This window comes from Paraburkholderia terrae, assembly GCF_002902925.1.
Lineage (GTDB): Bacteria > Pseudomonadota > Gammaproteobacteria > Burkholderiales > Burkholderiaceae > Paraburkholderia > Paraburkholderia terrae.
The window spans coordinates 1-22,129 of record NZ_CP026111.1 but is presented as its reverse complement, the minus strand read 5'-3'; the positions used below and the strand labels follow the sequence as shown (position 1 = coordinate 22,129).

Annotated in this window: 20 protein-coding genes; 4 read left to right on the top strand and 16 right to left on the bottom strand. The window is 61.0% G+C overall.

Features of this window, described 5'->3' with window-relative positions:
* Positions 1–64 precede the first annotated feature (64 nt).
* The 10 genes from C2L65_RS00105 to C2L65_RS00060 form a co-directional block, all read right to left on the bottom strand.
* On the bottom strand, positions 65–334 hold the full coding sequence (locus tag C2L65_RS00105) for a DUF4148 domain-containing protein (protein WP_007581939.1): 270 nt from the start codon (positions 332–334) through the stop codon (positions 65–67).
* Between the two features lie 170 nt (positions 335–504).
* Positions 505–1,338, bottom strand: coding sequence for an anti-sigma factor family protein (locus C2L65_RS00100; protein WP_042305035.1), 834 nt, complete (start codon positions 1,336–1,338; stop codon positions 505–507).
* Positions 1,335–1,853, bottom strand: coding sequence for an RNA polymerase sigma factor (locus tag C2L65_RS00095; RefSeq protein WP_042305036.1), 519 nt, complete (start codon positions 1,851–1,853; stop codon positions 1,335–1,337). The genes C2L65_RS00100 and C2L65_RS00095 overlap by 4 nt, the downstream gene beginning before the upstream one ends.
* 144 nt (positions 1,854–1,997) lie before the next feature.
* Positions 1,998–2,735 (bottom strand): anti-sigma factor family protein, encoded by a 738-nt coding sequence (locus C2L65_RS00090; protein ID WP_042305037.1) that lies wholly within the window; start codon positions 2,733–2,735, stop codon positions 1,998–2,000.
* A 161-nt stretch (positions 2,736–2,896) separates the two neighbouring features.
* Positions 2,897–3,688, bottom strand: a complete 792-nt coding sequence (locus C2L65_RS00085; RefSeq protein WP_042305159.1) for an ABC transporter substrate-binding protein — start codon at positions 3,686–3,688, stop codon at positions 2,897–2,899.
* 32 nt (positions 3,689–3,720) lie between these two features.
* Entirely contained in the window at positions 3,721–4,563 is an 843-nt protein-coding gene (locus C2L65_RS00080; protein WP_042305038.1) for a carbon-nitrogen hydrolase family protein, read from the bottom strand.
* A gap of 10 nt (positions 4,564–4,573) precedes the next feature.
* Positions 4,574–5,728, bottom strand: a complete 1,155-nt coding sequence (locus tag C2L65_RS00075) for a pyridoxal phosphate-dependent aminotransferase (protein WP_042305039.1) — start codon at positions 5,726–5,728, stop codon at positions 4,574–4,576.
* Between the two features lie 304 nt (positions 5,729–6,032).
* Positions 6,033–7,424, bottom strand: coding sequence for an ATP-dependent RNA helicase DbpA (gene dbpA / locus C2L65_RS00070; RefSeq protein ID WP_042305040.1), 1,392 nt, complete (start codon positions 7,422–7,424; stop codon positions 6,033–6,035).
* Between the two features lie 18 nt (positions 7,425–7,442).
* A complete protein-coding gene (locus C2L65_RS00065; RefSeq protein ID WP_007581925.1) occupies positions 7,443–7,628 on the bottom strand; it encodes a hypothetical protein in 186 nt (61 codons plus the stop codon).
* Between the two features lie 437 nt (positions 7,629–8,065).
* Positions 8,066–9,073: a helix-turn-helix domain-containing protein gene (locus tag C2L65_RS00060; RefSeq protein WP_042305041.1), complete on the bottom strand. Its 1,008-nt coding sequence runs from the start codon at positions 9,071–9,073 to the stop codon at positions 8,066–8,068.
* 356 nt (positions 9,074–9,429) lie between these two features.
* Here C2L65_RS00060 and adh point away from each other — a divergent pair, with 356 nt between their 5' ends.
* Together adh and C2L65_RS00050 are read left to right on the top strand one after the other, a co-directional pair.
* The gene (gene adh / locus C2L65_RS00055; RefSeq protein WP_042305042.1) at positions 9,430–10,950 is read left to right on the top strand and encodes an aldehyde dehydrogenase; all 1,521 of its coding nucleotides are present in this window, start codon (positions 9,430–9,432) and stop codon (positions 10,948–10,950) included.
* Between the two features lie 80 nt (positions 10,951–11,030).
* Complete coding sequence (locus tag C2L65_RS00050; RefSeq protein ID WP_042305043.1) at positions 11,031–11,426, top strand: DUF779 domain-containing protein; 396 nt, start codon at positions 11,031–11,033, stop codon at positions 11,424–11,426.
* Between the two features lie 47 nt (positions 11,427–11,473).
* Here C2L65_RS00050 and eutC read toward each other — a convergent pair whose 3' ends face one another.
* From eutC to eat, 3 genes are all read right to left on the bottom strand, one after another.
* Positions 11,474–12,265: an ethanolamine ammonia-lyase subunit EutC gene (gene eutC, locus C2L65_RS00045; protein ID WP_042305044.1), complete on the bottom strand. Its 792-nt coding sequence runs from the start codon at positions 12,263–12,265 to the stop codon at positions 11,474–11,476.
* On the bottom strand, positions 12,262–13,656 hold the full coding sequence (locus tag C2L65_RS00040; RefSeq protein WP_042305045.1) for an ethanolamine ammonia-lyase subunit EutB: 1,395 nt from the start codon (positions 13,654–13,656) through the stop codon (positions 12,262–12,264). The genes eutC and C2L65_RS00040 overlap by 4 nt, the downstream gene beginning before the upstream one ends.
* 68 nt (positions 13,657–13,724) lie before the next feature.
* Positions 13,725–15,128 carry an ethanolamine permease gene (eat, locus tag C2L65_RS00035; protein ID WP_042305046.1) on the bottom strand — a complete coding sequence of 468 codons (1,404 nt, stop codon included), beginning with the start codon at positions 15,126–15,128 and terminating at the stop codon, positions 13,725–13,727.
* A gap of 287 nt (positions 15,129–15,415) precedes the next feature.
* Here eat and C2L65_RS00030 point away from each other — a divergent pair, with 287 nt between their 5' ends.
* Together C2L65_RS00030 and C2L65_RS00025 are read left to right on the top strand one after the other, a co-directional pair.
* Positions 15,416–16,282, top strand: a complete 867-nt coding sequence (locus tag C2L65_RS00030; protein WP_042305160.1) for an AraC family transcriptional regulator — start codon at positions 15,416–15,418, stop codon at positions 16,280–16,282.
* 9 nt (positions 16,283–16,291) lie between these two features.
* On the top strand, positions 16,292–16,564 hold the full coding sequence (locus C2L65_RS00025; protein WP_081920769.1) for a hypothetical protein: 273 nt from the start codon (positions 16,292–16,294) through the stop codon (positions 16,562–16,564).
* A gap of 82 nt (positions 16,565–16,646) precedes the next feature.
* Here the strand turns inward: C2L65_RS00025 and gyrB are convergent, their stop codons facing one another.
* The 3 genes from gyrB to dnaA form a co-directional block, all read right to left on the bottom strand.
* Complete coding sequence (gene gyrB / locus C2L65_RS00020; RefSeq protein ID WP_042305047.1) at positions 16,647–19,118, bottom strand: DNA topoisomerase (ATP-hydrolyzing) subunit B; 2,472 nt, start codon at positions 19,116–19,118, stop codon at positions 16,647–16,649.
* A 113-nt stretch (positions 19,119–19,231) separates the two neighbouring features.
* Entirely contained in the window at positions 19,232–20,335 is a 1,104-nt protein-coding gene (dnaN, locus tag C2L65_RS00010; RefSeq protein WP_007581912.1) for a DNA polymerase III subunit beta, read from the bottom strand.
* 258 nt (positions 20,336–20,593) lie between these two features.
* Positions 20,594–22,129, bottom strand: a complete 1,536-nt coding sequence (gene dnaA, locus C2L65_RS00005; protein WP_042305048.1) for a chromosomal replication initiator protein DnaA — start codon at positions 22,127–22,129, stop codon at positions 20,594–20,596.

Here is a 22,129-nt window from a genome sequence, read left to right as displayed (position 1 = left end):
TCGAAGGCCGGTCAAGCGAAAGCTGACCGGCCTTTTTGTTTTCCCCGCCGCGCGCCCAACAACTTCAATTCCCCGGCACCGCCGCATCCGATGCCGCCTTGGCCATCTTGTTCGCTCTTTCCGCTTTGGCAAGCGCTTGCTTCTTCAGATATTCGACCGTGCCTTGAAACGCCGGACTGACATCGGGATACGAAGCATCCGTGACGAAGTTCAATCCGTTCTGCTGCGCCTCGATCAACTCCTGATACACCTCTGCGCGCGTCTTGCCTTGCGCGAAGACATTCGTCGAACCAAGTGCAGCGACGGCGACAGCCAGCAATGCGAGCATCTTCATTTCCAACTCCTTTGAAAACGTGCGGTACGCACAATGACGAACCACGCGACGCTGCAATCTATTCCCACTCGCCACACTAAAAAATAAATACGGATATCTAACTATCTAAGCGGAAACAAAAGCGGCCGCATCCGAAGATACGGCCGCTCAACGTCAAACCACCACCAACATCAACCCGGCGTCGCCCCAGTCAACTGCGCATACACATCGTGCGCAATCTGCAACATCACCTTGCGATCGATACCACCCGACACCGCATAGCCGAAGTCACCATCGACCCAATAAAAAACATTCACCGGCCCTTCCTGATAAAGCTTGAACGCTGTCGTATTCGCATTCACCTTTCGATGAGAAATACAAAGCGTCACGCGCTCGCCATTCGCGTTGTGATACATGAACTGCGCAACGGGCCCATCGTCGCCAGGCAATATACGGCCGCCCGCAAGCTCGAATCCGCTTTTCGTGAGCATCGGCGGATGCACATCGGTGCCAAGTTTGTTCGCGAGGTACTGCACGAAATCCTGCTCGTGGTCCTGGCCGATCTGCGCGGGACGACTAACGGTAGGCATGTACACGACATGCGCCAACGCCGCCTTTTGCGCGAACACTTCCGATGCATCCGCACTCACGGGCCGAGTACTCGAGGTCACCGACGGCGCACTCGCCCCCGGCGCAGCTACATCCTTGCCCATGTTCGTGCCGACACCAATGCCGATGCCCAACACCAGCGCCGCCGCCATACCCGCAAACTGCGGCCAGTTCGCCGCGCTGAGCCAGCGACGTTTCTCCGGCATACGCAGACGCGCGGGCACGGGCTCGCTCAGCACGCGGTCATAGCGCTCATGAAACATGTTGTTCAGCGAAAAGTAATCGCTCACGCGCGCCGCCAGCGCGGGATTCAGTTCGATCGCGCGCTCGACCTCTTCACGGCGCTCGTCGGACAGCGTCCCGTCCACGTACGCATGAACGTCTTCTTCGCTGATGGGAGTCTGTTGATCGCTCATCGCACCACCTTCAGTTTCGCGCCGGGCTGTGCGCCCGCCATCAATGCGCGCAAGCGCTCGCGTCCACGCGAAAGCCTCGACATCACGGTACCGACGGGGATGTCGAGTGCAATCGCCACTTCGGCGTAACTCATTTCCTCTAGCCCAACCAGCAAGACAACTTCGCGCTGATCGGCAGGCAGACGCTGCAACGCGTAGTCGAGATCACGCACTTCGAGCGAACGCGTCTGCTCGCCCGACACCGCAAATTCGCTTTCGACGATGCTCTCATCGTCCACCGAAACGTGAACAGCGCGCGACGACGACTTGCGCACCTGATTGACGAACACGTTGTGCATGATCGTGAAAAGCCATGCGCGCAGATCGGTTCCCGCCTCGAACATCTTCATACGCGTGAGCGCGCGTTCGAGCGTGTCCTGCACGAGATCGTCCGCGAGATCGCGATTGCTGATCAGCGCGCGCGCATAGCGGCGCAATCGCGGCACGTGATCCATCAACTCGTTACGGATGTCCATTTGCTCTACCCATCAAATATCGCTTGGCGCGCATTCCGCCGCGCGCGTCGCCTCTTGAAGCAGAGAACACAACCTGCAGTATTTTATTCCGCTTGTTTCGCGGAAACCGCAAAAGCACGTGCGAATCGACAAGCCGTGCATTTGCTAGCGGATCGTCAGCGCGTCAGCAGCGCGCATCAGACCGTGTGTCGTTGCCTTTCCGGCGAGCACGTAGCGCCGGCCTTTCACCGTCCACGACAGCAGCCGCACCTCGCCGATGCGCTGCGCCGCCCAATGCGGCTGGTCCGTCGCAAATGGCGCTGCGCTCGAAAGCAGCACGACAGCTTCGCCATCGGCATTGCGGTAATCGAGTATGTCGATGCTCGCAAAGGCGTTCGGATGACGCGTCTTTGTCGCAGCCAGCTTTAGCCCTAAAGACGTCAGATCGACCGAGTGCGGATCGGAGAGTACAGCGTCCGGCGCATCGCCGGTTCGCGGCCCCGAATCGCGCATCAGCGCCATGACGGCCGCGGCGTCGAGCATTTCCGGCGATACGCGCGACGCAAAAAACCAGCCGCTCGCCGACAGAATCACCAGCGCGATGCCGAGCAGCGCGACGCCGATGCGCCGCACAAAGAACCTGCGCATCGTCGACGGGATATCGACCGTCCGCTTTCGATCACTACCCGGCGCCTGAATGCCTTGCGGAAGCGCGCCTTCAAATGCGCTGCGCATCTGCATGTTCAATTGCCGGTAGAACGCGATCCGATCGGCCTCGCCGGGTCGCGCGCCAAGATACTTCCGCACGCGCGCCGCCCGATCCGGCGGCAGATTGCCGTCGGCGAATGCCTGCATGTCCGCTTCGGTAAGCGGCTTGTCGGACGGTGAATGGGTGTGGGACATGATCGTCGGTCGTGCAAATATCGGGCTCTTGCTGCGCTAACAGGATCGTTGCAGGCTTTATTCCATCCGCTTTCGACGATTCATTCATCAGACGTTAGGCAAAAAGAAACGCGCCGCATGACGTGAGTCATGCGGCGCGTTGCGCGATGCAGCGAAGATGCTTACTTCGCCGAAACGTCGATATTGCCGAAGTACTTTTCAGCGAGCGTCTTGACCGTGCCGTCCGCCTGCACCTTGGAGATGGCCGCGTTCAACTGATTGCGCAGCGCCGTGTCACCCTTGCGAATGCCGAACGCCACGCCGCTGCCGAGAATCTTGTCGTCGCGCACCGCCTGACCGACGAACGCGAAGTCCTTGCCGTCAGGACGCGACAGGAAGCCCGTCTGACCCGCCGGCGCGAGCACCAGCGTCGCATCGAGTCGACCCGCGACGAGATCCGCGTACACCTGATTCTGATCCTGATACGGCACGACGGTGACGCCAGCGTTTTCCCAATGCGCCTTCGCATACGTTTCCTGGATCGACGCCTGCAACACGCCGACGCGCTTGCCTTTGAGCGACTCGGGCGTCGGTTGCAGCCCGCTATCCTTGCGCGCGATCAGTTGCGTCGGCACGCGGTAGATCACGTTGGTGAAGTCGATTGCCTGACGGCGCTTTTCCGTCGCGTTCATCGCCGAGTTGATCGCGTCGAACTTGCGGCCCTGCAGCGCGGGGATCAAGCCGTCAAACGACGTTTCGACCCAGCTGCATTTCAGGTTCGCCGTCTTGCACACTGCATTGCCGACATCGATATCGAAGCCCTGCAACTCGCCATTCGAGCCCTTCGATTCAAACGGCGGATATTGCGCCTCGAGGCCGTAGCGCAGCGACGTCGCATCGGCAGCCATCGCCGACGCCGTCGCCACCGATGCGAACGCGCACGCCAGCATCAGCAGATTCTTCACAAGCTTCATATCGATCTCCTTCCCCTTATGTTCAATGCGGTTCAACGCACGTCAGACGGCGTGGCGATGCGCCGATGCGTGAGCACCGGCAGGCGGTTGCGCGCTTCATCGAGCGCGCTTTGTGTCAGCGTCGCGAGCGCGATGCCGGGTTCGTCGTCATGCCGCGCGAGCACTTCGCCCCACGGCCCGATGATCATACTGTGGCCAAAAGTCCGCCAGCCGTTCGAATGCGTGCCGCACTGGCCGGACGCGAGCACGAAGGCCTGGTTCTCGACGGCTCGCGCGCGCAGCAGCAGTTCCCAATGCGCGAGGCCTGTGGTGTACGTGAAAGCGGCGGGTACGGCGATCACATCGGCGCTGGGCCCCGCGCGATACAGTTCGGGAAAGCGCAAGTCGTAGCACACGGACAGACGCAGCGTGCCGAACGGACCCTGCGCCGTGCCGATGCTGTCGCCGCCGACCATCGTGTCGCCTTCCGCGTGCTGCTCCGCGCCCTGATTGAAGCTGAACAGATGGATCTTGTCGTAGCGCGCAGCGCTTTTTCCCGAAGGATCGAACACCAGCGACGTGTTGTACGCATGCGTGCCGGCCTGCGGCCCATGCGACGGCCGGATCGGCACCGTGCCGCCGATCAGCCACGCGCCCGTCTCGCGCGCGAGCTCAGAAAGCGCCTGTTGGATCGGACCGTCGCCGAATGCTTCGGCAAGGGCCACTCGCTGCATTTCGTCGTCGCCGATCCAGCAAAAGTATTCGGGCAGGCAAATGAGCGTGGCGCCCTCGCGCGCGGCCTGATGCACCCAGCGACGCGCTTCGCCAAGATTTTGCTGGACGTCCGCGCTGCTGCTCATCTGCACCACGGCTGCCTTAATCGATTCCTGCATCATTGCGTGTCCCTCAGATTGAACGCAAACGGCGCGCGCCTTCGATCAGCGTCTCGTCGTCCTTCGAAAAGCTCAGGCGAATCAGGCCGGAATCCGTGCCGTCCGTGTAGAACGCGGACAGCGGAATGGTCGCAACCTTCGCATCGCGGATCAGACGCAGCACGAAGTCACTGTCGCTTTCATCCGAGAAGCCGCGAAAACGCGCGAGCATGAAGAAGCTGCCCTCGCTCGGCAACAGCTCGAAGCGCGACTCGCTCAGTTCGCGCGCCAGCAGATCGCGCTTGTGCTGATAGAACGCGGACAGGCCCAGATAGCTTTGCGGATTCGACAGTGCTTCGACGAACGCGTACTGCATCGGCGTATCGGCGGAAAACACCATGAACTGATGGACCTTGCGAATCTCGTCCATCAACGCAGCGGGCGCGAGGCAATAACCGACGCGCCAGCCCGTCACGTGATACGACTTGCCGAACGACGACACGATCACGCTGCGTTCCGCCAGCTCGCGATGACACGCCATGCTGTGGTGCTTCGCGCCGTCGAACACGACGTGCTCATACACTTCGTCGGACAGAATCACGATATCCGTGTTGCGCGTGACAGCCTTCAAGCGCTCGATATCGGCGTCGCTGAAAATCGTCGCGGTCGGATTGTGCGGCGTGTTGGTGATGATCATCCGCGTTTTCGGCGTGATCGCCGCGGACACTTCCTCCCAGTTCACGCGGAAATCCGTGGAAGACAGCTTGATCGGGATAGGCTTTGCGCCTTGCAGGCGCACGATAGGTGCATAGCTGTCGAACGACGGCTCGAAGTAGATCACCTCGTCGCCAGGATGCACGAGCGCGCTGATCGTCGAATACAGGCCTTCGCTGGCACTGGCGATCACGGTCACTTCCGTCGACGGATCGTAATGCACGCCATACAGCGTTTCGACCTTCGCGGCGAGCGCCGCGCGCAGTGCGCCGATGCCCGCCATCGGCGCGTACTGGTTGTGACCAGCGCGCATGGCTTTAGTCACGCCGTCGACGAGCGCTTCGTCAGGCGAAAAATTCGGCGCGCCCTGTGACAGGTTCAGCGCGTTGTGTTCGGCGGCCAGTTGACCGATCACCGTGAAAATCGTCGTGCCGACGTCCGGCAACTTCGAGCGGGCTTGCAAAGCGCTCTGCATGAGTTTCCTCCTCCTCGCTGCAAATCGGCGGGCCACGCATCACGCGTCGGTCCCGTTCAGTTTGAACGATTAGGCAACAACGCGTGCATGAGAACAATCGAAACTTTGTCATGCGCGGTATGCGTTTCGCTCATGCGCGCGGCGACGGAGGCGACGTGGGAGATCGGCACAAACGTGCTTGCCTTTCTGCGGCAATGCGGCATGCAAATGACGGCGGGGCGATCGCGCCGCCATGAAAAGGAGTGATGCCTTCGTCTTGCGCTTATTCGTCTGACGTTTTGCTCGCGAAAGACAAAGGCAAGGCTCACTCGTCCATCAAACGCACTTTCACCTTCTTGCCCTTAACCTTGCCCGCACTGAGTTTGCGCAACGCATCACGCGCGATACCGCGCTCGACGGCGACATAAGTCGAAAACTCCGTCACATTGATCTTGCCGATCTGCGTACCGTTGAAACCCGCTTCGCCCGTCAGCGCGCCCAGCACGTCGCCGGGACGGATCTTTTCCTTGCGGCCGCCGAGAATCTGCAGCGTCTCCATGGGCGGCAGCAGCGGCTCGTCGTTCGCCGCCTTCAGTTCGGCCAGCGGATGCCATTCGACATCACGCCCTTGCGCCTCTTCGATGCCGCCCACGCGACCCATCTCGTTCATGCTAGCGAGGCTCAGCGCCCAGCCCTCCTGATCCGCGCGACCCGTGCGGCCGATCCGGTGTACGTGTACTTCCGGGTCCGGCGTCACGTCGACGTTGATCACAGCTTCGAGTTGCGCGATGTCGAGACCGCGCGCGGCGACGTCGGTTGCGACGAGCACGGAGCAGCTGCGATTCGCAAACTGGATCAGCACCTGATCGCGCTCACGCTGATCGAGCTCGCCATGCAGTGCGAGCGCGTGGAAACCTTGTGCGCGCAACACGTCGAGCAGATCGCGGCACTGGTTCTTCGTATTGCAGAACGCGATCGTGCTCACGGGACGGTAGTGATTCAGCAACAGGCCGACGGCATGCAGACGCTCGTCTTCCGTGACTTCGTAGAAGCGCTGGCGGATCTTGCTGTCGTCGTGCCGTTCTTCGAGCTTGACGTCCTTCGGGTTGCGCAAGAACTGCTGGCTCAGCTTCGCGATGCCTTCGGGATACGTCGCCGAGAACAGCAGCGTCTGCCGCTCTTTCGGACACTGACGCGCGACCTTCGCGATATCGTCGAAGAAGCCCATGTCGAGCATGCGGTCCGCTTCGTCGAGCACTAGCGTGTTGAGCGCGTCGAGCGACAGGCTGCCGCGCTCCAGATGATCCATGATGCGCCCCGGCGTGCCGACGACGATATGCGCGCCATGCTCGAGACTGGCTGTTTGCGGACGCATCGGCGTGCCGCCGCACAGCGTCAACACCTTGATGTTCTCTTCGGCGCGCGCGAGGCGCCGGATTTCCTGCGTCACCTGATCGGCGAGTTCGCGCGTCGGGCACAGCACCATCGCTTGCACCGCGTAGCTGCGCGCGTCGAGCCGCGCCAGCAATGCGAGCGAAAACGCCGCGGTCTTGCCGCTGCCCGTTTTCGCCTGCGCGATCAGATCCTGGCCGGCAAGCGCGATCGGCAAGCTGGCGGCCTGAATGGGCGTCATCTCGACATAGCCGAGTTGCGTGAGATTCGCGAGCACCGCTTCGGAAAGCGGCAGTTCGCTGAAGGGACGAGCCTTTGTTGTCATGTCGATATCGATGTTGGCTTAGTTGTACGGGCGACCTTCGATCTGCTCGTAGACGATCGTGCCGTCGTCGGCGTCGAATCGTTCGACATAGTTGCGCGCGCCGCACATCGGGCAGCGAAACAGCAAACCTTGCCCTTCGTTTTTGATGACGACGTCAGACAGTTCCCACTGCGCGCCGCAGCTCTGGTTGATGCAAGTAAACACGGTGATCTCCAGCTTGAGTCATCCGCGCGACGTCTTCGTGCGCGCAGAGGTCTTTTGATAATAGGTTTACCTGTATGTATACGTAGTAACAGTTAACAAGCGAACTGCTTTTCTGTGGATAACACAGGTTTACCGAAACGAATCAGCGTTTTGCCGGACGCATAACCGCATGTGGTCAGTGTGCGTACCGGATGAAGTTCGATGAACAACTTTTTCCGCTCGTGCGCGAGCGTCGAGTTACCCCGTTTACGTCCACATCGATTCCACACGAGTTCCGCCCCGCTGTCCTTCCGGTTATCCACAGGTCGCTGTGGACACCTTCAAACAGGCCGGCGCGCGTGTCGTTTCGTCGATGAGGATGGTGGGTCGGGCGGCGAGACAGGGCCGCGCATGCCGCAATTCTAGCGGATGCGCAACAGCGGGCAGCCGATGAGGCGTTAGTGAGCCAGCGGTGCGCTGGCCGGAGAGTGGACGGTTTTCAGCGTTTCAGAGGGACGCACGCCGAAAAGCTTGCGATAGTCGGTGGCGAACTGGCTCAGATGCCAGAAGCCCCACGCAGCCGCGACGTCCTGCACCGTGCGCTCGCCGGGCGCCGCGCCGCACAGGTCGCGGCGCGCGCCGTTAAGGCGGATCGCGCGCAGATAGCTCGCGGGCGCAAGGCCCAGCACATCCTGAAAGCAGTACTGCAGCGTGCGCCGGCTGACGTGCAGATGCTCGCACAGTTCCGGCACGCCGATGGGACGGTCGCGATTCGCGAGCACGTAATCGCGCGCCTCGGAAACGATCCACTGCCTGCGTGGACGCGCGGGAATCGCGACGGGTTCAAGCGATGCCGTCCCGCACAGATCGAACAGCGAAGAAAGCACCGACGCTTGCAGATTGTGCCGCGCGCGATCCGGCAGCGCGGCGTTGGCCGCGTCGTCGAGCATGCCGGCGAGGAGCGCGCAGAAGCGCGTCTTGCTTCGCGTATCGATGGGAATGATGCCTGTGTGCGCAGCCTGGTCGATCAGATCGGCGTGCTCGACGAATTCCGCATGCCGATGCAGCACCTCGCCGCGCACGACCACGCCGAAGATCGCGTAGCCGCCGGGCGTCAGCAGTTCGAAGTCGACGCCGCCGCGCTGGAAGGCAAGCGAATCGCCGCCGATCGGTTGCGGACCAATGCGGCCGACACGCTGATCTTCGGCGGGAATGCCGAACCAGCAGGCGTCGGGCGGCACTTCGCAGGTCTGCCGCAGCGTCTGGCTGGTGGTCTCGCAGAACACGTGCATGTCGTCGAGATGCAGGCCCGTCAGCCTCCCGACGAAGCGGCCCGCCGTGAGCTGGTCGTAGGTCTGCGTCCAGCCGTGAAGACTGCGCGCCTGCTCATCGGCGTCGTGCGCGACGCTTGTTTCGAATCGGCAGGCAGTCGCTCGCGGCAACGGAGAAGAAAGGTCGATGGTCATATGGGGCGTCGATGATGAACATGCACCTGCATGTGACATTGAACTAACGAGCGCAAAGCGACGCAAGTCCCATGCCGATCGGATCACCACACAGTGCGCCGGTGTAGCACGCCGCCCTGTTCATTCGGTGAACACTCGCGTTTCGAACTGCTCATGGATGCAACGTCATCCAGATGCTCACCCGCGCCCGAAAAACGGCGTGCCTCGCGACAGTGCTGCATGCACCGGCATTGTCCAACCTCTCACCCACGTTGGCACGCTTCTGGCGATAAGCACACGCGGCAGCGGAATAGCGCCAAGCCGGGTGATATATCCAATCGAATACATCGACGTCCGATCATGTGAGGAGCACACAGATGAATCACGCAGAGATGAAGTTTCTGACAACCGAGTTCCCGTTCAAGAAGCAGTACGCGAATTTCATCGGCGGTGAATGGGTCAAGCCGGTTGGCGGCGAGTACTTCGACAACATCTCGCCGATTACGGGCGAGCCGTTCACGTCGATACCGCGTTCGCGCGAAGCCGACATCGAACTCGCCCTCGACGCCGCGCATCGCGCCAAGGCCGCCTGGGGCAAGACATCGACCACCGACCGCGCCAACATCCTCAACAAGATCGCCGACCGCATGGAGGCGAACCTGCAGCGCCTCGCCGTCGCGGAGACGATCGACAACGGCAAGCCGCTACGCGAAACGATGGCGGCCGACATTCCCCTCGCAATCGATCACTTCCGCTATTTCGCGGGCACCGTGCGCGCGCAGGAAGGCGGCATTTCGGAGATCGATCACGACACGGTCGCATATCACTTTCATGAGCCTCTCGGCGTAGTCGGTCAGATCATTCCGTGGAACTTCCCGATCCTGATGGCCACGTGGAAGCTTGCGCCCGCGCTCGCGGCAGGCAATTGCGTCGTGCTGAAGCCCGCTGAACAGACGCCCGCTTCGATCCTCGTGCTGCTCGAACTGATTCAGGATCTGCTGCCGGCGGGCGTGCTGAACGTCGTCAATGGATTCGGTCTCGAAGCGGGCAAGCCGCTCGCGTCGAACAAGCGCATCGCGAAGATCGCCTTCACGGGGGAAACGACGACGGGCCGCCTGATCATGCAGTACGCGAGCCAGAACATCATTCCCGTGACGCTGGAGCTCGGCGGCAAGAGCCCGAACATCTTCTTCGCCGACGTGCTCGACAAGGACGACAGCTTCTTCGACAAGGCACTCGAAGGCTTCGCGATGTTCGCGCTGAATCAGGGCGAAGTCTGCACCTGCCCGTCGCGCGTGCTGGTCGAAGAATCGATTTACGACCGCTTCATGGAGCGCGCGGTGAAGCGCGTCGCCGCCATCCAGCAGGGACACCCGCTCGACTCGAAGACGATGATCGGCGCGCAGGCTTCGCGAGAGCAACTGGAAAAGATCCTGTCGTACATCGATCTCGGCAAGCAGGAAGGCGCGCAATGCCTGATCGGCGGCGAGCAGAACAAGCTCGACGGCGAACTCTCGAAGGGCTATTACGTGAAGCCGACCGTGTTCCGCGGTCACAACAAGATGCGCATCTTCCAGGAAGAAATCTTCGGCCCCGTCGTTTCCGTCACGACGTTCAAGAACGAAGAAGAAGCATTGGAGATCGCCAATGACACGCTGTATGGCCTCGGCGCCGGCGTCTGGACGCGCGACGGCACGCGCGCCTATCGCTTCGGTCGCGAGATTCAGGCGGGCCGCGTGTGGACGAATTGCTACCACGCGTACCCGGCGCATGCGGCGTTCGGCGGCTACAAGCAGTCGGGCATCGGACGCGAGAATCACAAGATGATGCTCGATCACTACCAGCAAACGAAGAATCTGCTGGTCAGCTATAGCGACAAACCGTTGGGCTTCTTCTGAGCGTAGTGCTCCTGTTGGGCGGATCGCGCGATGCGGTTCGCCCTTTTTTCCCAGCGGATCAAGCCAAAAGAGGAAGCGCGATGAGCAAAGAAGGCGTTGCGCGTGTCGTGGCAACGGATGCGGCGGTCAAGCTGATCCAGCAGTTGAGCGCCGAGCACGGCCCGATTATTTTTCATCAGTCGGGCGGATGTTGCGACGGCAGCGCGCCGATGTGCTTTCCGTCGAATGAATTCATGGTCGGCGGGTCCGATGTGAGGCTCGGCGAGATTGCAGGCGTGCCGTTCTACATGAGCGAATCGCAATTCGAGTACTGGCAGCACACGCAGTTGATCATCGATGCCGTGCCGGGCAACGGCGGCATGTTTTCACTGGAGCGGCCTACGGGTCTGCGGTTCTTGACGCGCTCGCGCCTGTTCGACGATGAAGAGAATGCGTGGCTCGAAAAGCATCCGGTGAGCAAAGCCGACGCAGTTTGATGTCGATGTTTCGAGTGCCCAAACGCTGCGTGCGTCTGGGCACTTTTCTATTTCTTCGAGGCGTCAGGAATAGCGGACGCAGCTTCTTCAGCCTGAAGCAGCGCGTCGCTGTCGTCCTTCAAGCCGACGCCCGTCAACCCCAGACGACGCGCATGCGTCAGCAGATAGTGCAGCTTGTGCGCCGCGGCTTCGTAATCGAGTCCTTCCGGCCGCACGTTTGAAATGCAATTGCGCTGCGCGTCGCTGCAACCCACTTTCGGCGCGTACGTCAGATAGATGCCGAGACTATCCGGCGAACTCAGCCCCGGCCTTTCGCCGATCAACATCACGACGAGCTTCGTCTTCAACAACTCACCGATCTCATCGCCCAACGCGACACGCGATTGACGCGCGACCACGACAGGTCCGATCTTCCAGTCGGTGAGACGCTTCGTGATCGCTTGCAGGAACGGAATCGATTGTTTCGACGCGGCGAATGCAGATAGTCCATCGGCGATGACGAACACAACATCGGGCGCATCATTGGTCGCCGCCTTGCTTAGCGCGTCGCGGCTCTCATCGGACAGGCGACGCCCCATATCCGGTCGACGCAAATAATGCGCGCGATCCGGCGCCGCGCTATGCACGTCGAGCGAAGTGAAGCCGTGCGCGCGCAACTGTTCATGCAGGACGTCGGCATCGAGCGGATGATGCACGGCGTCGCGCGCCTGCGCATGCGACAGATTGAACGCGAGCAACGGCGCAGTCGGCAGACTGTTGCCCGCGCGGCCCAATGCGATGCGTGCATTCGTGAACGCACGCAACGCTTGCCACGCATTCTTTTCGATCGAATCGCTCATGCGATGCCCATCCATTCGCTCGCGCCTTCGAGCAACGGCTGACGCGTCGGCGCATTGAGCAGCGCACCGCGCGGATCGGTGATCTGCATCGACTCCAGCCATTCTTCGAACTCGGGCGCGCGGCGCAAACCCAATACGTCACGCACATACAGCGCGTCATGGAACGACGTGCTCTGGTAATTCAGCATCACGTCATCCGCGCCGGGAATGCCCATGATGAAGTTGATGCCTGCCACGCCAAGCAGAGTCAACAGATTGTCCATGTCGTCCTGATCGGCTTCCGCGTGATTCGTGTAGCAGATGTCGCAGCCCATCGGCACACCGAGCAGCTTGCCGCAGAAGTGATCTTCGAGACCCGCGCGCGTGATCTGCTTGCCGTCGTACAGATACTCGGGGCCGATAAAGCCGACTACGGTATTCACCAGAAACGGATTGAACTGACGCGCGACGGCGTACGCGCGCACCTCGCAGGTCTGCTGATCGACGCCATGATGCGCATCCGCAGAGAGCGCACTGCCCTGCCCCGTCTCGAAGTACATCACGTTGTTGCCGACCGTGCCGCGCTTGAGCGACAACGCCGCTTCATACGCTTCCTGCAACAGCGCAAGCGAGATACCGAAACCTGCGTTCGCCTTCTCGGTGCCTGCAATCGACTGGAACACGAGATCGACGGGCGCGCCCTTCTCGATCGCCGCAATCGTGTTGGTGACGTGCGTGAGCACACATGATTGCGTCGGCACCTGATAGCGCATGCGGAAGTCGTCGATCATCATGAGCAACTTCGTGATCGCCGAAAGACTGTCGGACGCGGGGTTGATGCCGACCATCGCATCGCCGCAACCGTACATCAGGCCGTCGATCATCGATGCAGCGATGCCCTTCACGTCATCCGTCGGATGATTCGGCTGCAGGCGCACCGACATGTGACCCGGCAGGCCCACCGTGTTGCGAAAACGCGTGACGACGGGACGCTTGCGCGCCGCGAGGATCAGATCCTGATTGCGCATCAGCTTCGACACGGCCGCAACCATCTCGGGCGTGAGCCCTTTCGTGATGCGCGTGAGCGCGGCTGTATCCGTCGAACTCGAGAGCAGCCAGTTGCGAAACTCGCCCACCGTCAGATGTGAAATCTCGGCGAACGCTTCGGGCGAATGCGTATCGACGACGAGGCGCGTGACTTCGTCGCTCTCGTAAGGAACCAGCGCTTCATTCAGGAACGTGCGCAGCGGCACTTCCGCGAGCGCCATCTTCGCGGCGACGCGCTCTTCCTCGCTCGCCGCCGCGATGCCGGCGAGCTGGTCGCCGGAACGCAGCGGGCTCGCCTTCGCCATTAGCGTCTTCAGATCGGCAAAACGATACGTGCGGCTGCCGATTGTCTCCGTGTAGCTCATGTCGTGTACTCCATCGCCGCAGCTACTGCGCGGCTTGTTGCAGGTACGCCCGTGCTTCTACAGCTTGATCATTCTTCGAGCAATGCATCGGCGGGCGCGACTTCGCGTTGATGACGCGTCATCAGGAAGTAGCCGTAGCCGAGCGCGACGAACGCGGCGAACACCAGCGCGACGAGCAGATTGAAGTAGATCATCGTCGCCAGTGAAATCACCGCGGCCACCAGCGCGAACGCCGGGAAGTACGGAAACAGCGGCGCGCGGAACGGGCGCTCCATGTCCGGGTCGCTGCGGCGCAGCTTGAAGAGCGAAAGCATGCTGATGATGTACATCACGATAGCGCCAAATACCGACATCGTCACGATGTTCGCCGTCAGCGTCTGGCCGCCGAACTGGATCAGCTCGTCGCTATAGATCGCTGCAATGCCGACCACGCCGCCCGCGAGAATCGCCCGATGCGGGGTCTTGAAGCGCGGATGCACTTTCGACAGCCACTCGGGCAGGTAGCCCGCGCGCGCCAGCGCGAAGATTTGCCGCGAGTAGCCGAGGATGATGCCGTGGAACGACGCGACGAGGCCGAACAGTCCCAGCCAGACCAGCATGTGCATCCAGCCGCTGTTTTCACCGACGATGTATTTCATCGCTTGCGGCAACGGGTCGTTGATGTTGGAGAGCTTGGTCCAGTCGCCCGCCGCGCCCGCGAACACCATGACGCCGATGGCCAGCACGACGAGGGTCAGGATGCCCGCCACGTAGGCGATCGGGATGGAGCGCTTCGGGTTCTTCGCTTCTTCGGCGGCCATCGCGACGCCTTCGATCGCGAGGAAAAACCAGATTGCGAACGGAATCGCAGCGAACATGCCGTGGAACGAGCCCATGCTGAACGTGTCGGCGCCGGCCCAACCGCCCTTTGTGAAGTTCGGCCACTGGAAGCCCGGCGACACGACGCCCATGAACACGAGCAGTTCGAAGATCGCGAGCAGCGTCACGCACAGCTCGAACGCCGCTGCGATCTGCACGCCGACGATATTCAGCGCCATGAACACCAGATACGCGCCCATTGCCGCGTGCTTCGGTTCGAGGCCGGGAAACTGCACATGCAGATACGCGCCGATCGCGAGCGCGATCGCGGGTGGCGCGAACACGAACTCGACGAGCGTTGCAGCGCCCGCGATGTAGCCGCCCGTCGGGCCGAACGCATGGCGCGCATAGGCGAACGGGCCGCCCGCGTGCGGAATCGACGTGGTGAGCTCGGTAAAGCTGAAAATGAATGTCGTGTACATCGCGGCGATGAACAGCGCGGTGATCACGAAACCGAGCGTGCCGGCACTCGCCCAGCCGTAGCTCCAGCCGAAATACTCGCCGGAGATCACGAGGCCGACGGCGATGCCCCAAAGCTGCCAGGTGCCGAGAGTCTGCTTCAGTTCGTGATGCGTAACGGCGCCTTTGTGCTGGGTTGTCGACTCTGATTTCATCTGAGGCTCCCTTGTTGAAGTTGCCGGCTGATCGGCCCGCGTGGTGGGCCCACGGAGCGGTCCTTTTGGCGGCGGCATCTGGCGATGGTAGGAAGCCATTAATCGAGGTGTTATCGAAAATCGGCAAAGTTTAGATCGGATTGTTGTGTTTTCTTTTGTTGAGCCCGGGGTTAAGTCGATGCTGAATATGCGCGACGATTGACGGGCAGCAGCAGCGAAAAATCCGCAGGATTTGGTAAATCGCCGCGTGCTATCGTGTTTTCATCGATCCTTTTCCGATGCTTGCCATGAACGATATCGGCCATCGCGCGCGCTACGCTGCACGGCTCGCTCACGTGCTCGACCATATCTACGATCACCTCGACGAACCGCTCGATATCGACCGTCTTGCCGGGATTGCGTGTCTGTCGCCGTATCACTGGCACCGGATCTATCAGGCCATGTACGGCGAAACGGTCGCGACGACCGTGCGCCGGTTGCGTTTGCATCGCGCGGCCGGCTTTCTCGCGAATGGGTCGATGCCGATTGCCGAGATCGCCGAGCGGTCCGGCTATAGCAGTTTGCAGTCGTTCACGCGGACGTTCAGCGCCGTCTTCGGCATGCCGCCCGCGCTGTATCGGAAGGCCGGGACACACAGCCGGTTCCGGCCATCACTTGCGGATTCAGGAGAGTGCCAAATGACGATGAGAGATGTGGTGATTCGCGATATCGAGGGCTTCGACGTGCTGAGCGTCGATCACGTCGGGCCGTATATGCAGATCGGCAAGGCGTTCGATACGCTGATGGGATGGCTGGCTTCCCGTGGCCTGCTGTCGAACGAGATGCGGATGATCGGCATTTACTACGATGATCCGACGGCCGTGGCCGAGGGTGAGTTGCGGTCGAAGGCGGGTGTGTGGCTGCCGCGAGCCGTCGATGTATCAGGTGATGGGCTGGTGAGCGTCACGCCGATCGCGGGCGGCAGGTACGCCGTGTTGCGGCATAAGGGGCCTTACGCGGATATGGCGTCGGCTTATCAGTGGCTTTACGGCGAGTGGCTGGTCAATTCGGAACATGAGGCCGCCGACGCGCCTGTGTTCGAGGAGTATTTGAATAATCCTAAGGAAACCGCGCCAGCGAACTTGCTGACGGATATCTGCTTGCCGGTGGTTTAGGAATGGTTCGTGCTCGATTCCGATGTTCTGCTGCTGTCGGAAGCGGGTGTGAGGATGAAGCGGTATCGGGATTTGAGCGGCCAGTCGGGTGTCGTGGCTTACGAGGTATCGGATGACGCGATCACCGTGAAGTTTCGTGACGGTGACGTGTATCTGTACGACCATGCGACGACGGGACGGCGGGAAGTTGAGGAGATGAAGCGGCTTGCCGTCGCAGGGCAAGGCTTGTCGACTTATATCTCGCGCGTCGTGAAGGATCGATATGCGCGCAAATGGTCTTGAGATTTCTTAGGCCATAAAAAAACTCCAACCGTTGACGGTTGGAGTTTTTGTTGGTGCCTAGCTGATTTGGCTCGGGACGCGCTCAAACGTCGATATTCCCCGCCCGCAACGCATTCGACTCGATAAACGCGCGACGAGGCTCGACTTCATCGCCCATCAGCGTTGTAAAGATCCCATCCGCCGCGATCGCATCTTCGATCTGCACGCGCAGCAAGCGACGCACGCTCGGATCCATCGTCGTCTCCCAGAGCTGTCCGGGATTCATCTCACCGAGTCCCTTATAGCGCTGCTTCGAAACGTTCCGCTCGGCATCGGCGATCAGCCATTTCATCGCGCTCTTGAAGTCGCCGACAGCCATGCTCCGCTCGCCGCGCTTGATGACAGCGCCCTCGCCGATCAGCCCCTTGAAGGTGTTCGCCGTGTTCACGAGTTGCTGATAGTCCGCCGTGAGCTGGAACTCTTCGTCGATGACCGAGACCTTCACGTTGCCATGATGACGACGCTCGACGCGCAGCGAACGCAGTTCGCGCACCGGGTCGTACATCGGGATCACGTTGACTTCGGGCTTGAGCGGATCGTCGCGCAGCTTGGCCTGAAGTGAAGCGGCCGATACTTCCGTCGACTGCTCGCTCGACAGATCGATCGTCACGCCATCCATCACCGCGCCAAGCGCCGCTTCGTCGTACAACCGGCTCAGACGATCCACGACTCCCTGCGCCAGCAGATAGGAACGAGCCAGCTCGCCCAGCGCATCGCCCGCAATCGGCGTCGCGCCTTCTGACGGGATCAGTTCAGACCCGTTCAGAGCCAGGCGCAGCATATGCGCGTTCAACTCCGCGGTGTCCTTCAGATAACGCTCGTCCTTGCCGGCCTTCACCTTGTACAGCGGCGGCTGCGCGATGTAGATATAGCCGCGCTCGATCATCTCCGGCATCTGACGATAGAAGAACGTCAGCAGCAGCGTACGGATGTGCGCACCGTCGACGTCCGCGTCGGTCATGATGATGATGCGGTGATAGCGCAGCTTGTCGAGGTTGTAGTCTTCCTTGCCGATGCCGCAGCCCAGCGCCGTAATCAGCGTGACGATCTGTTCCGACGACAGCAGCTTGTCGTAACGCGCCTTCTCGACGTTCAGCACCTTGCCGCGCAGCGGCAGAATGGCCTGGAATTTTCTGTCGCGGCCCTGCTTTGCCGAGCCGCCTGCCGAATCACCCTCGACGATGTAAATCTCAGACTTCGCAGGATCTTTCTCCTGACAGTCTGCCAGCTTACCGGGCAAACCGACGCCGTCCAACACGCCCTTGCGTCGCGTCATTTCACGCGCCTTGCGCGCTGCGTCGCGAGCACGCGCGGCATCGACGATCTTGCCGCAAATGATCTTCGCGTCGGTCGGAGTTTCCAGCAGAAATTCTTCGAGCGCCTTCGCGACCACTTCTTCCACGGGCGCGCGCACTTCCGACGACACCAGCTTGTCCTTCGTCTGCGAACTGAACTTCGGCTCGGGCACCTTCACCGACAGCACACACGACAGCCCTTCGCGCATGTCGTCGCCCGACGTTTCGACCTTCGCCTTCTTCGCGATTTCGTGGTCGACGATGTACTTGTTGATCACGCGCGTCATGGCCGCGCGCAGACCCGTCAAATGGCTACCGCCGTCGCGCTGCGGAATGTTGTTCGTGAAGGTCAGCACGTTCTCGTTGTAGCTGTCATTCCACTGCATCGCCACTTCGACGCCCACGCCGTCCTTCTCGCCGACGATATGGAAAATGGTCGGATGCAGTACGGTCTTCGTCTTGTTGATGTACTCAACGAAGCCCTTCACGCCGCCGACAAACGCGAAATCGTCTTCCTTGCCCGAGCGTTGATCCGTGAGACGAATCCGCACGCCGTTGTTCAGGAACGAGAGTTCGCGAATACGCTTCGCGAGAATGTCGTAGTGATATTCGACGTTGCCGAAGATTTCCAGATCGGCCATGAAATGCACTTCGGTGCCGCGATTCTCGGTGTCGCCAACCACGGGAATCGGCGACAGGCGTTCACCGTCCGCTTCTTCGATCACGCGGTTTTGCGGCACGCCACGGTGGAACTCCATGAAGTGCTTCTTGCCGTCACGACGCACGGTCAGGCGCAGCCACGACGACAGCGCGTTCACGCACGACACGCCCACGCCGTGCAGGCCGCCCGACACCTTGTAGCTGTTCTGGTCGAACTTGCCGCCCGCGTGCAACTCGGTCATGACGATTTCAGCGGCGCTGCGCTTCGGGTCGTGCTTGTCGTCGCGCTTGATACCCGTCGGGATACCGCGGCCGTTGTCGGTGACGGAAATCGAGTTGTCGGCGTGGATGATGACCTGAATGTCGTCGCAATGACCGGCGAGTGCCTCGTCGATCGAATTGTCGAGCACCTCGAACACGAGGTGATGCAGACCGGTCCCGTCCGACGTATCGCCGATGTACATACCCGGTCGCTTGCGCACGGCCTCCAGACCTTCGAGGATCTGAATGGACGAGGCGCCGTAGCTGTTATCGGGTTGCGAATTGTTCGTTTCAGTCATGGATTTCTTCCGGATCTGCGTTACTGCTTCGTTACTGCTCGGAGCTTTTCAAAACACCATAAAAACACCAAAGGGGCGCTGCGCCCCTTGGTGTGTTCTTCGTGTTGGACGCGTCAGATGCGCATCGGCATCACCACGTATTTGAACTCGTCGTTCTCGGGAATGGTGATCAGCGCGCTCGAACTCGCGTCGCCGAGGCTGATTTCCAGCAGGTCAACCTTCAGGTTCGCGAGCACGTCGAGCAGGTACGTGACGTTGAAACCGATGTCGATGCTGTCGCCCTGGTACGGGATTTCGAGTTCTTCCTGGGCTTCTTCCTGGTCCGCGTTGGTGGACATGATCTTCAGCTGGCCCGGCTCGACGATGCAGCGCACGCCCTTGAACTTGTCCGAGGTCAGAATGGCCGCGCGTTGCAGCGAACGTTGCAGCTCTTCGCGGCCGATCACGAACGTGTTCTTGTGCGACTTCGGAATCACGCGCTGGAAGTCGGGGAACTTGCCTTCGACCAGCTTCGATACCAGTTCGACGCCGCCGAACGTGAACTTGACCTGCGTGGGCGCAATGTCGATCTTGAGGACATCGTCGATGTCTTCGAGCAGACGCTGCAGTTCGAGAATCGTCTTACGCGGGATGATGACTTCCTGGCGCGCGAACGAGCCTTCGATCTTCATCGACGAGAACGCGAGACGGTGACCGTCCGTCGCGACAGCCATCAACTGGTCGCCATCGACCACCAGCAGCATGCCGTTCAGGTAGTAACGGATGTCCTGCTGCGCCATGGCGAAGTGGACCATACCGAGCAACTGGCGGAATGTTTTTTGGGGAACCGCGAGATTTGCGCCGAAGTCTTTAGCTTGAGCGACGGTCGGGAACTCGTCGGCCGCCAGCGTCTGCAAGGCGAAACGGCTTTTGCCGGACTGGACCGTCAGACGTTTGTCGTTCAGGGTCAGCGTGACTTGCCCGTCGGGCATCGCGCGCAGAATGTCGAGCAGCTTGCGTGCCGCTACCGTCGTGGCCACCGAGTCACCGCCGACGCCAAAGTCGGCACGCGTGGTGATTTGTAGTTCGAGGTCGGTGGACAGGAACGAGACGTCCGGGCCGTTCTTGGTAATCAGCAAATTGGCGAGGATCGGCAACGTATGACGGCGTTCGACAATGCCGCTCACGGTTTGCAGCGGCCTGAGGAGGTTATCGCGTTCGGTCTTGACCAGTTGCATAGAGTTCCTTCGTTGATGTGACGGCCTGCGCGCCTTGCCCGGCAGTATTGAAGCGCGCGGCCCCGGCCCCCCGCCGGCGCGGTACTGCGCCAGTCACGGCATTTGAATCCCGTCCGCTTTTGCCGGACGGTTAAACCTGTATTGTGCCTGAAAATGGAAGCACTTCCCTAAATTGGGGGTGGCTCGCGCAATAAACAGATCGAATTTTCCGACCGGTTCGAGGAAACCCTCGACCTGATCCGGCCCTCCAACCTCGCCTCAACCCTTCAGCGTCTGCTCCAGCACGTGAAGCTCGTGATTGAGTTGCGCGTCCTTGCCGCGCTCGTCGGCGATCTTGCGCACCGCGTGCAGCACTGTGGTGTGGTCGCGCCCGCCGAACAGCTCGCCGATTTCCGGCAGGCTCTTTTGCGTCAGCTCCTTGGCCAGGTACATCGCAATCTGGCGCGGACGCGCGATATTGGCCGGGCGCTTCTTCGAATACATGTCGGCGACCTTGATGCTGTAGAAGTCGGCGACCGTTTTCTGGATGTTTTCCACCGAAATCTGCCGGTTCTGCACCGTCAACAGGTCTTTCAGCGCTTCCTTGGTCAGCTCGATCGTGATTTCGCGGCCGTGGAACTTCGAGTACGCGAGAATCTTGCGCAGCGCGCCTTCCAGTTCGCGAACGTTCGAGCGCAGATGCTTCGCGACGAAAAACGCGACATCCTCGTTCAGATTCACGCCTTCCGACTGCGCCTTGCGCATCAGAATCGCGACGCGCATCTCAAGCTCGGGCGGTTCGATTGCGACGGTCAGGCCGGAATCGAAACGCGAGATCAGACGGTCGTCGATACCCGAGATTTCTTTCGGATAGGTATCGCTGGTGATGATCACCTGTGCCTTGTTCGCAACCAGCGCTTCGAACGCGTAGAAGAATTCTTCCTGCGTACGGGATTTGCCCGAGAAGAACTGAATATCGTCGATCAGCAGCAGGTCGAGCGAATGGTAGTAGCGCTTGAAGTCGTCGAATGCCTTGCGCTGGTATGCCTTCACCACGTCCGAGACGTACTGTTCCGCGTGGATGTAGCGGATGCGTGCGCCCGCTTTGTCCATCAGCAGCTGATTGCCAATCGCGTGAATCAGGTGGGTCTTGCCAAGGCCCACGCCGCCGTACAGGAACAGCGGGTTGTACGAGATGCCGGGATTGTCGGCGACCTGGATCGCGGCCGCGCGCGCCAGTTGGTTCGCCTTGCCGGTCACGAAATTGTCGAAGGTGAGCACGGGGTTCAGCTTCGAACGCTCGTACATCGAGTCGCTTTCGCCGTTCGCGGCCGCGCCTGGACGCCACGTGCGGCGTGCGGCAGCGGCTTCGTTCGCGTCGAGGCTGGGAAGATCGAGGTCGGCGGCATCGTCGGTCAGTTGCGCGGCGTGCGTGTGCGCGCCGTGGCCCGCGCGTGTCGCGTGCGCCGCCTGGACGGCGCCGACTGCCGCGTCGACGGCTGCGGCGGCACTGCGCGCGCCCACCGACGATGGCCGCGACGGCGCGGCAGGCGCCGAACGCACGCCTGCTTTGGGATCGAGCACGAACTGGACGTCGACGGGCGAATGCCAGAAGTCACGCGCGAGATCGGTGATGCGACCGGAAAACTGGCTCTTGACCCAATCCAGCTTGAAACGGTTCGGCGCTGCGATGCTCAGGGTATTCGCATCGGCGTCGAAGGCGACCGGGGCCAACGGTTTGATCCACGTCACGTACTGCTGGGGCGTCAATTCACGCTCCAGCAATGCGGAACAGTGTTGCCAGAATTCGTTCAT

What these genes read in the sequence shown, in the direction of transcription:
- C2L65_RS00080 (WP_042305038.1), bottom strand. Translation starts at nt 4,563, where the DNA reads ATGATGCAGGAATCGATTAAGGCAGCCGTGGTGCAGATGAGCAGCAGC.
- dnaN (WP_007581912.1), bottom strand. Translation starts at nt 20,335, where the DNA reads ATGCAACTGGTCAAGACCGAACGCGATAACCTCCTCAGGCCGCTGCAA.
- C2L65_RS00040 (WP_042305045.1), bottom strand. Translation starts at nt 13,656, where the DNA reads ATGAGCTACACGGAGACAATCGGCAGCCGCACGTATCGTTTTGCCGAT.
- eat (WP_042305046.1), bottom strand. Translation starts at nt 15,128, where the DNA reads ATGAAATCAGAGTCGACAACCCAGCACAAAGGCGCCGTTACGCATCAC.
- dnaA (WP_042305048.1), bottom strand. Translation starts at nt 22,129, where the DNA reads ATGAACGAATTCTGGCAACACTGTTCCGCATTGCTGGAGCGTGAATTG.
- C2L65_RS00050 (WP_042305043.1), top strand. Translation starts at nt 11,031, where the DNA reads ATGAGCAAAGAAGGCGTTGCGCGTGTCGTGGCAACGGATGCGGCGGTC.
- C2L65_RS00030 (WP_042305160.1), top strand. Translation starts at nt 15,416, where the DNA reads ATGAACGATATCGGCCATCGCGCGCGCTACGCTGCACGGCTCGCTCAC.
- C2L65_RS00100 (WP_042305035.1), bottom strand. Translation starts at nt 1,338, where the DNA reads ATGAGCGATCAACAGACTCCCATCAGCGAAGAAGACGTTCATGCGTAC.
- C2L65_RS00085 (WP_042305159.1), bottom strand. Translation starts at nt 3,688, where the DNA reads ATGAAGCTTGTGAAGAATCTGCTGATGCTGGCGTGCGCGTTCGCATCG.
- C2L65_RS00075 (WP_042305039.1), bottom strand. Translation starts at nt 5,728, where the DNA reads ATGCAGAGCGCTTTGCAAGCCCGCTCGAAGTTGCCGGACGTCGGCACG.
- dbpA (WP_042305040.1), bottom strand. Translation starts at nt 7,424, where the DNA reads ATGACAACAAAGGCTCGTCCCTTCAGCGAACTGCCGCTTTCCGAAGCG.
- C2L65_RS00105 (WP_007581939.1), bottom strand. Translation starts at nt 334, where the DNA reads ATGAAGATGCTCGCATTGCTGGCTGTCGCCGTCGCTGCACTTGGTTCG.
- C2L65_RS00095 (WP_042305036.1), bottom strand. Translation starts at nt 1,853, where the DNA reads ATGGACATCCGTAACGAGTTGATGGATCACGTGCCGCGATTGCGCCGC.
- adh (WP_042305042.1), top strand. Translation starts at nt 9,430, where the DNA reads ATGAATCACGCAGAGATGAAGTTTCTGACAACCGAGTTCCCGTTCAAG.
- eutC (WP_042305044.1), bottom strand. Translation starts at nt 12,265, where the DNA reads ATGAGCGATTCGATCGAAAAGAATGCGTGGCAAGCGTTGCGTGCGTTC.
- gyrB (WP_042305047.1), bottom strand. Translation starts at nt 19,118, where the DNA reads ATGACTGAAACGAACAATTCGCAACCCGATAACAGCTACGGCGCCTCG.
- C2L65_RS00060 (WP_042305041.1), bottom strand. Translation starts at nt 9,073, where the DNA reads ATGACCATCGACCTTTCTTCTCCGTTGCCGCGAGCGACTGCCTGCCGA.
- C2L65_RS00090 (WP_042305037.1), bottom strand. Translation starts at nt 2,735, where the DNA reads ATGTCCCACACCCATTCACCGTCCGACAAGCCGCTTACCGAAGCGGAC.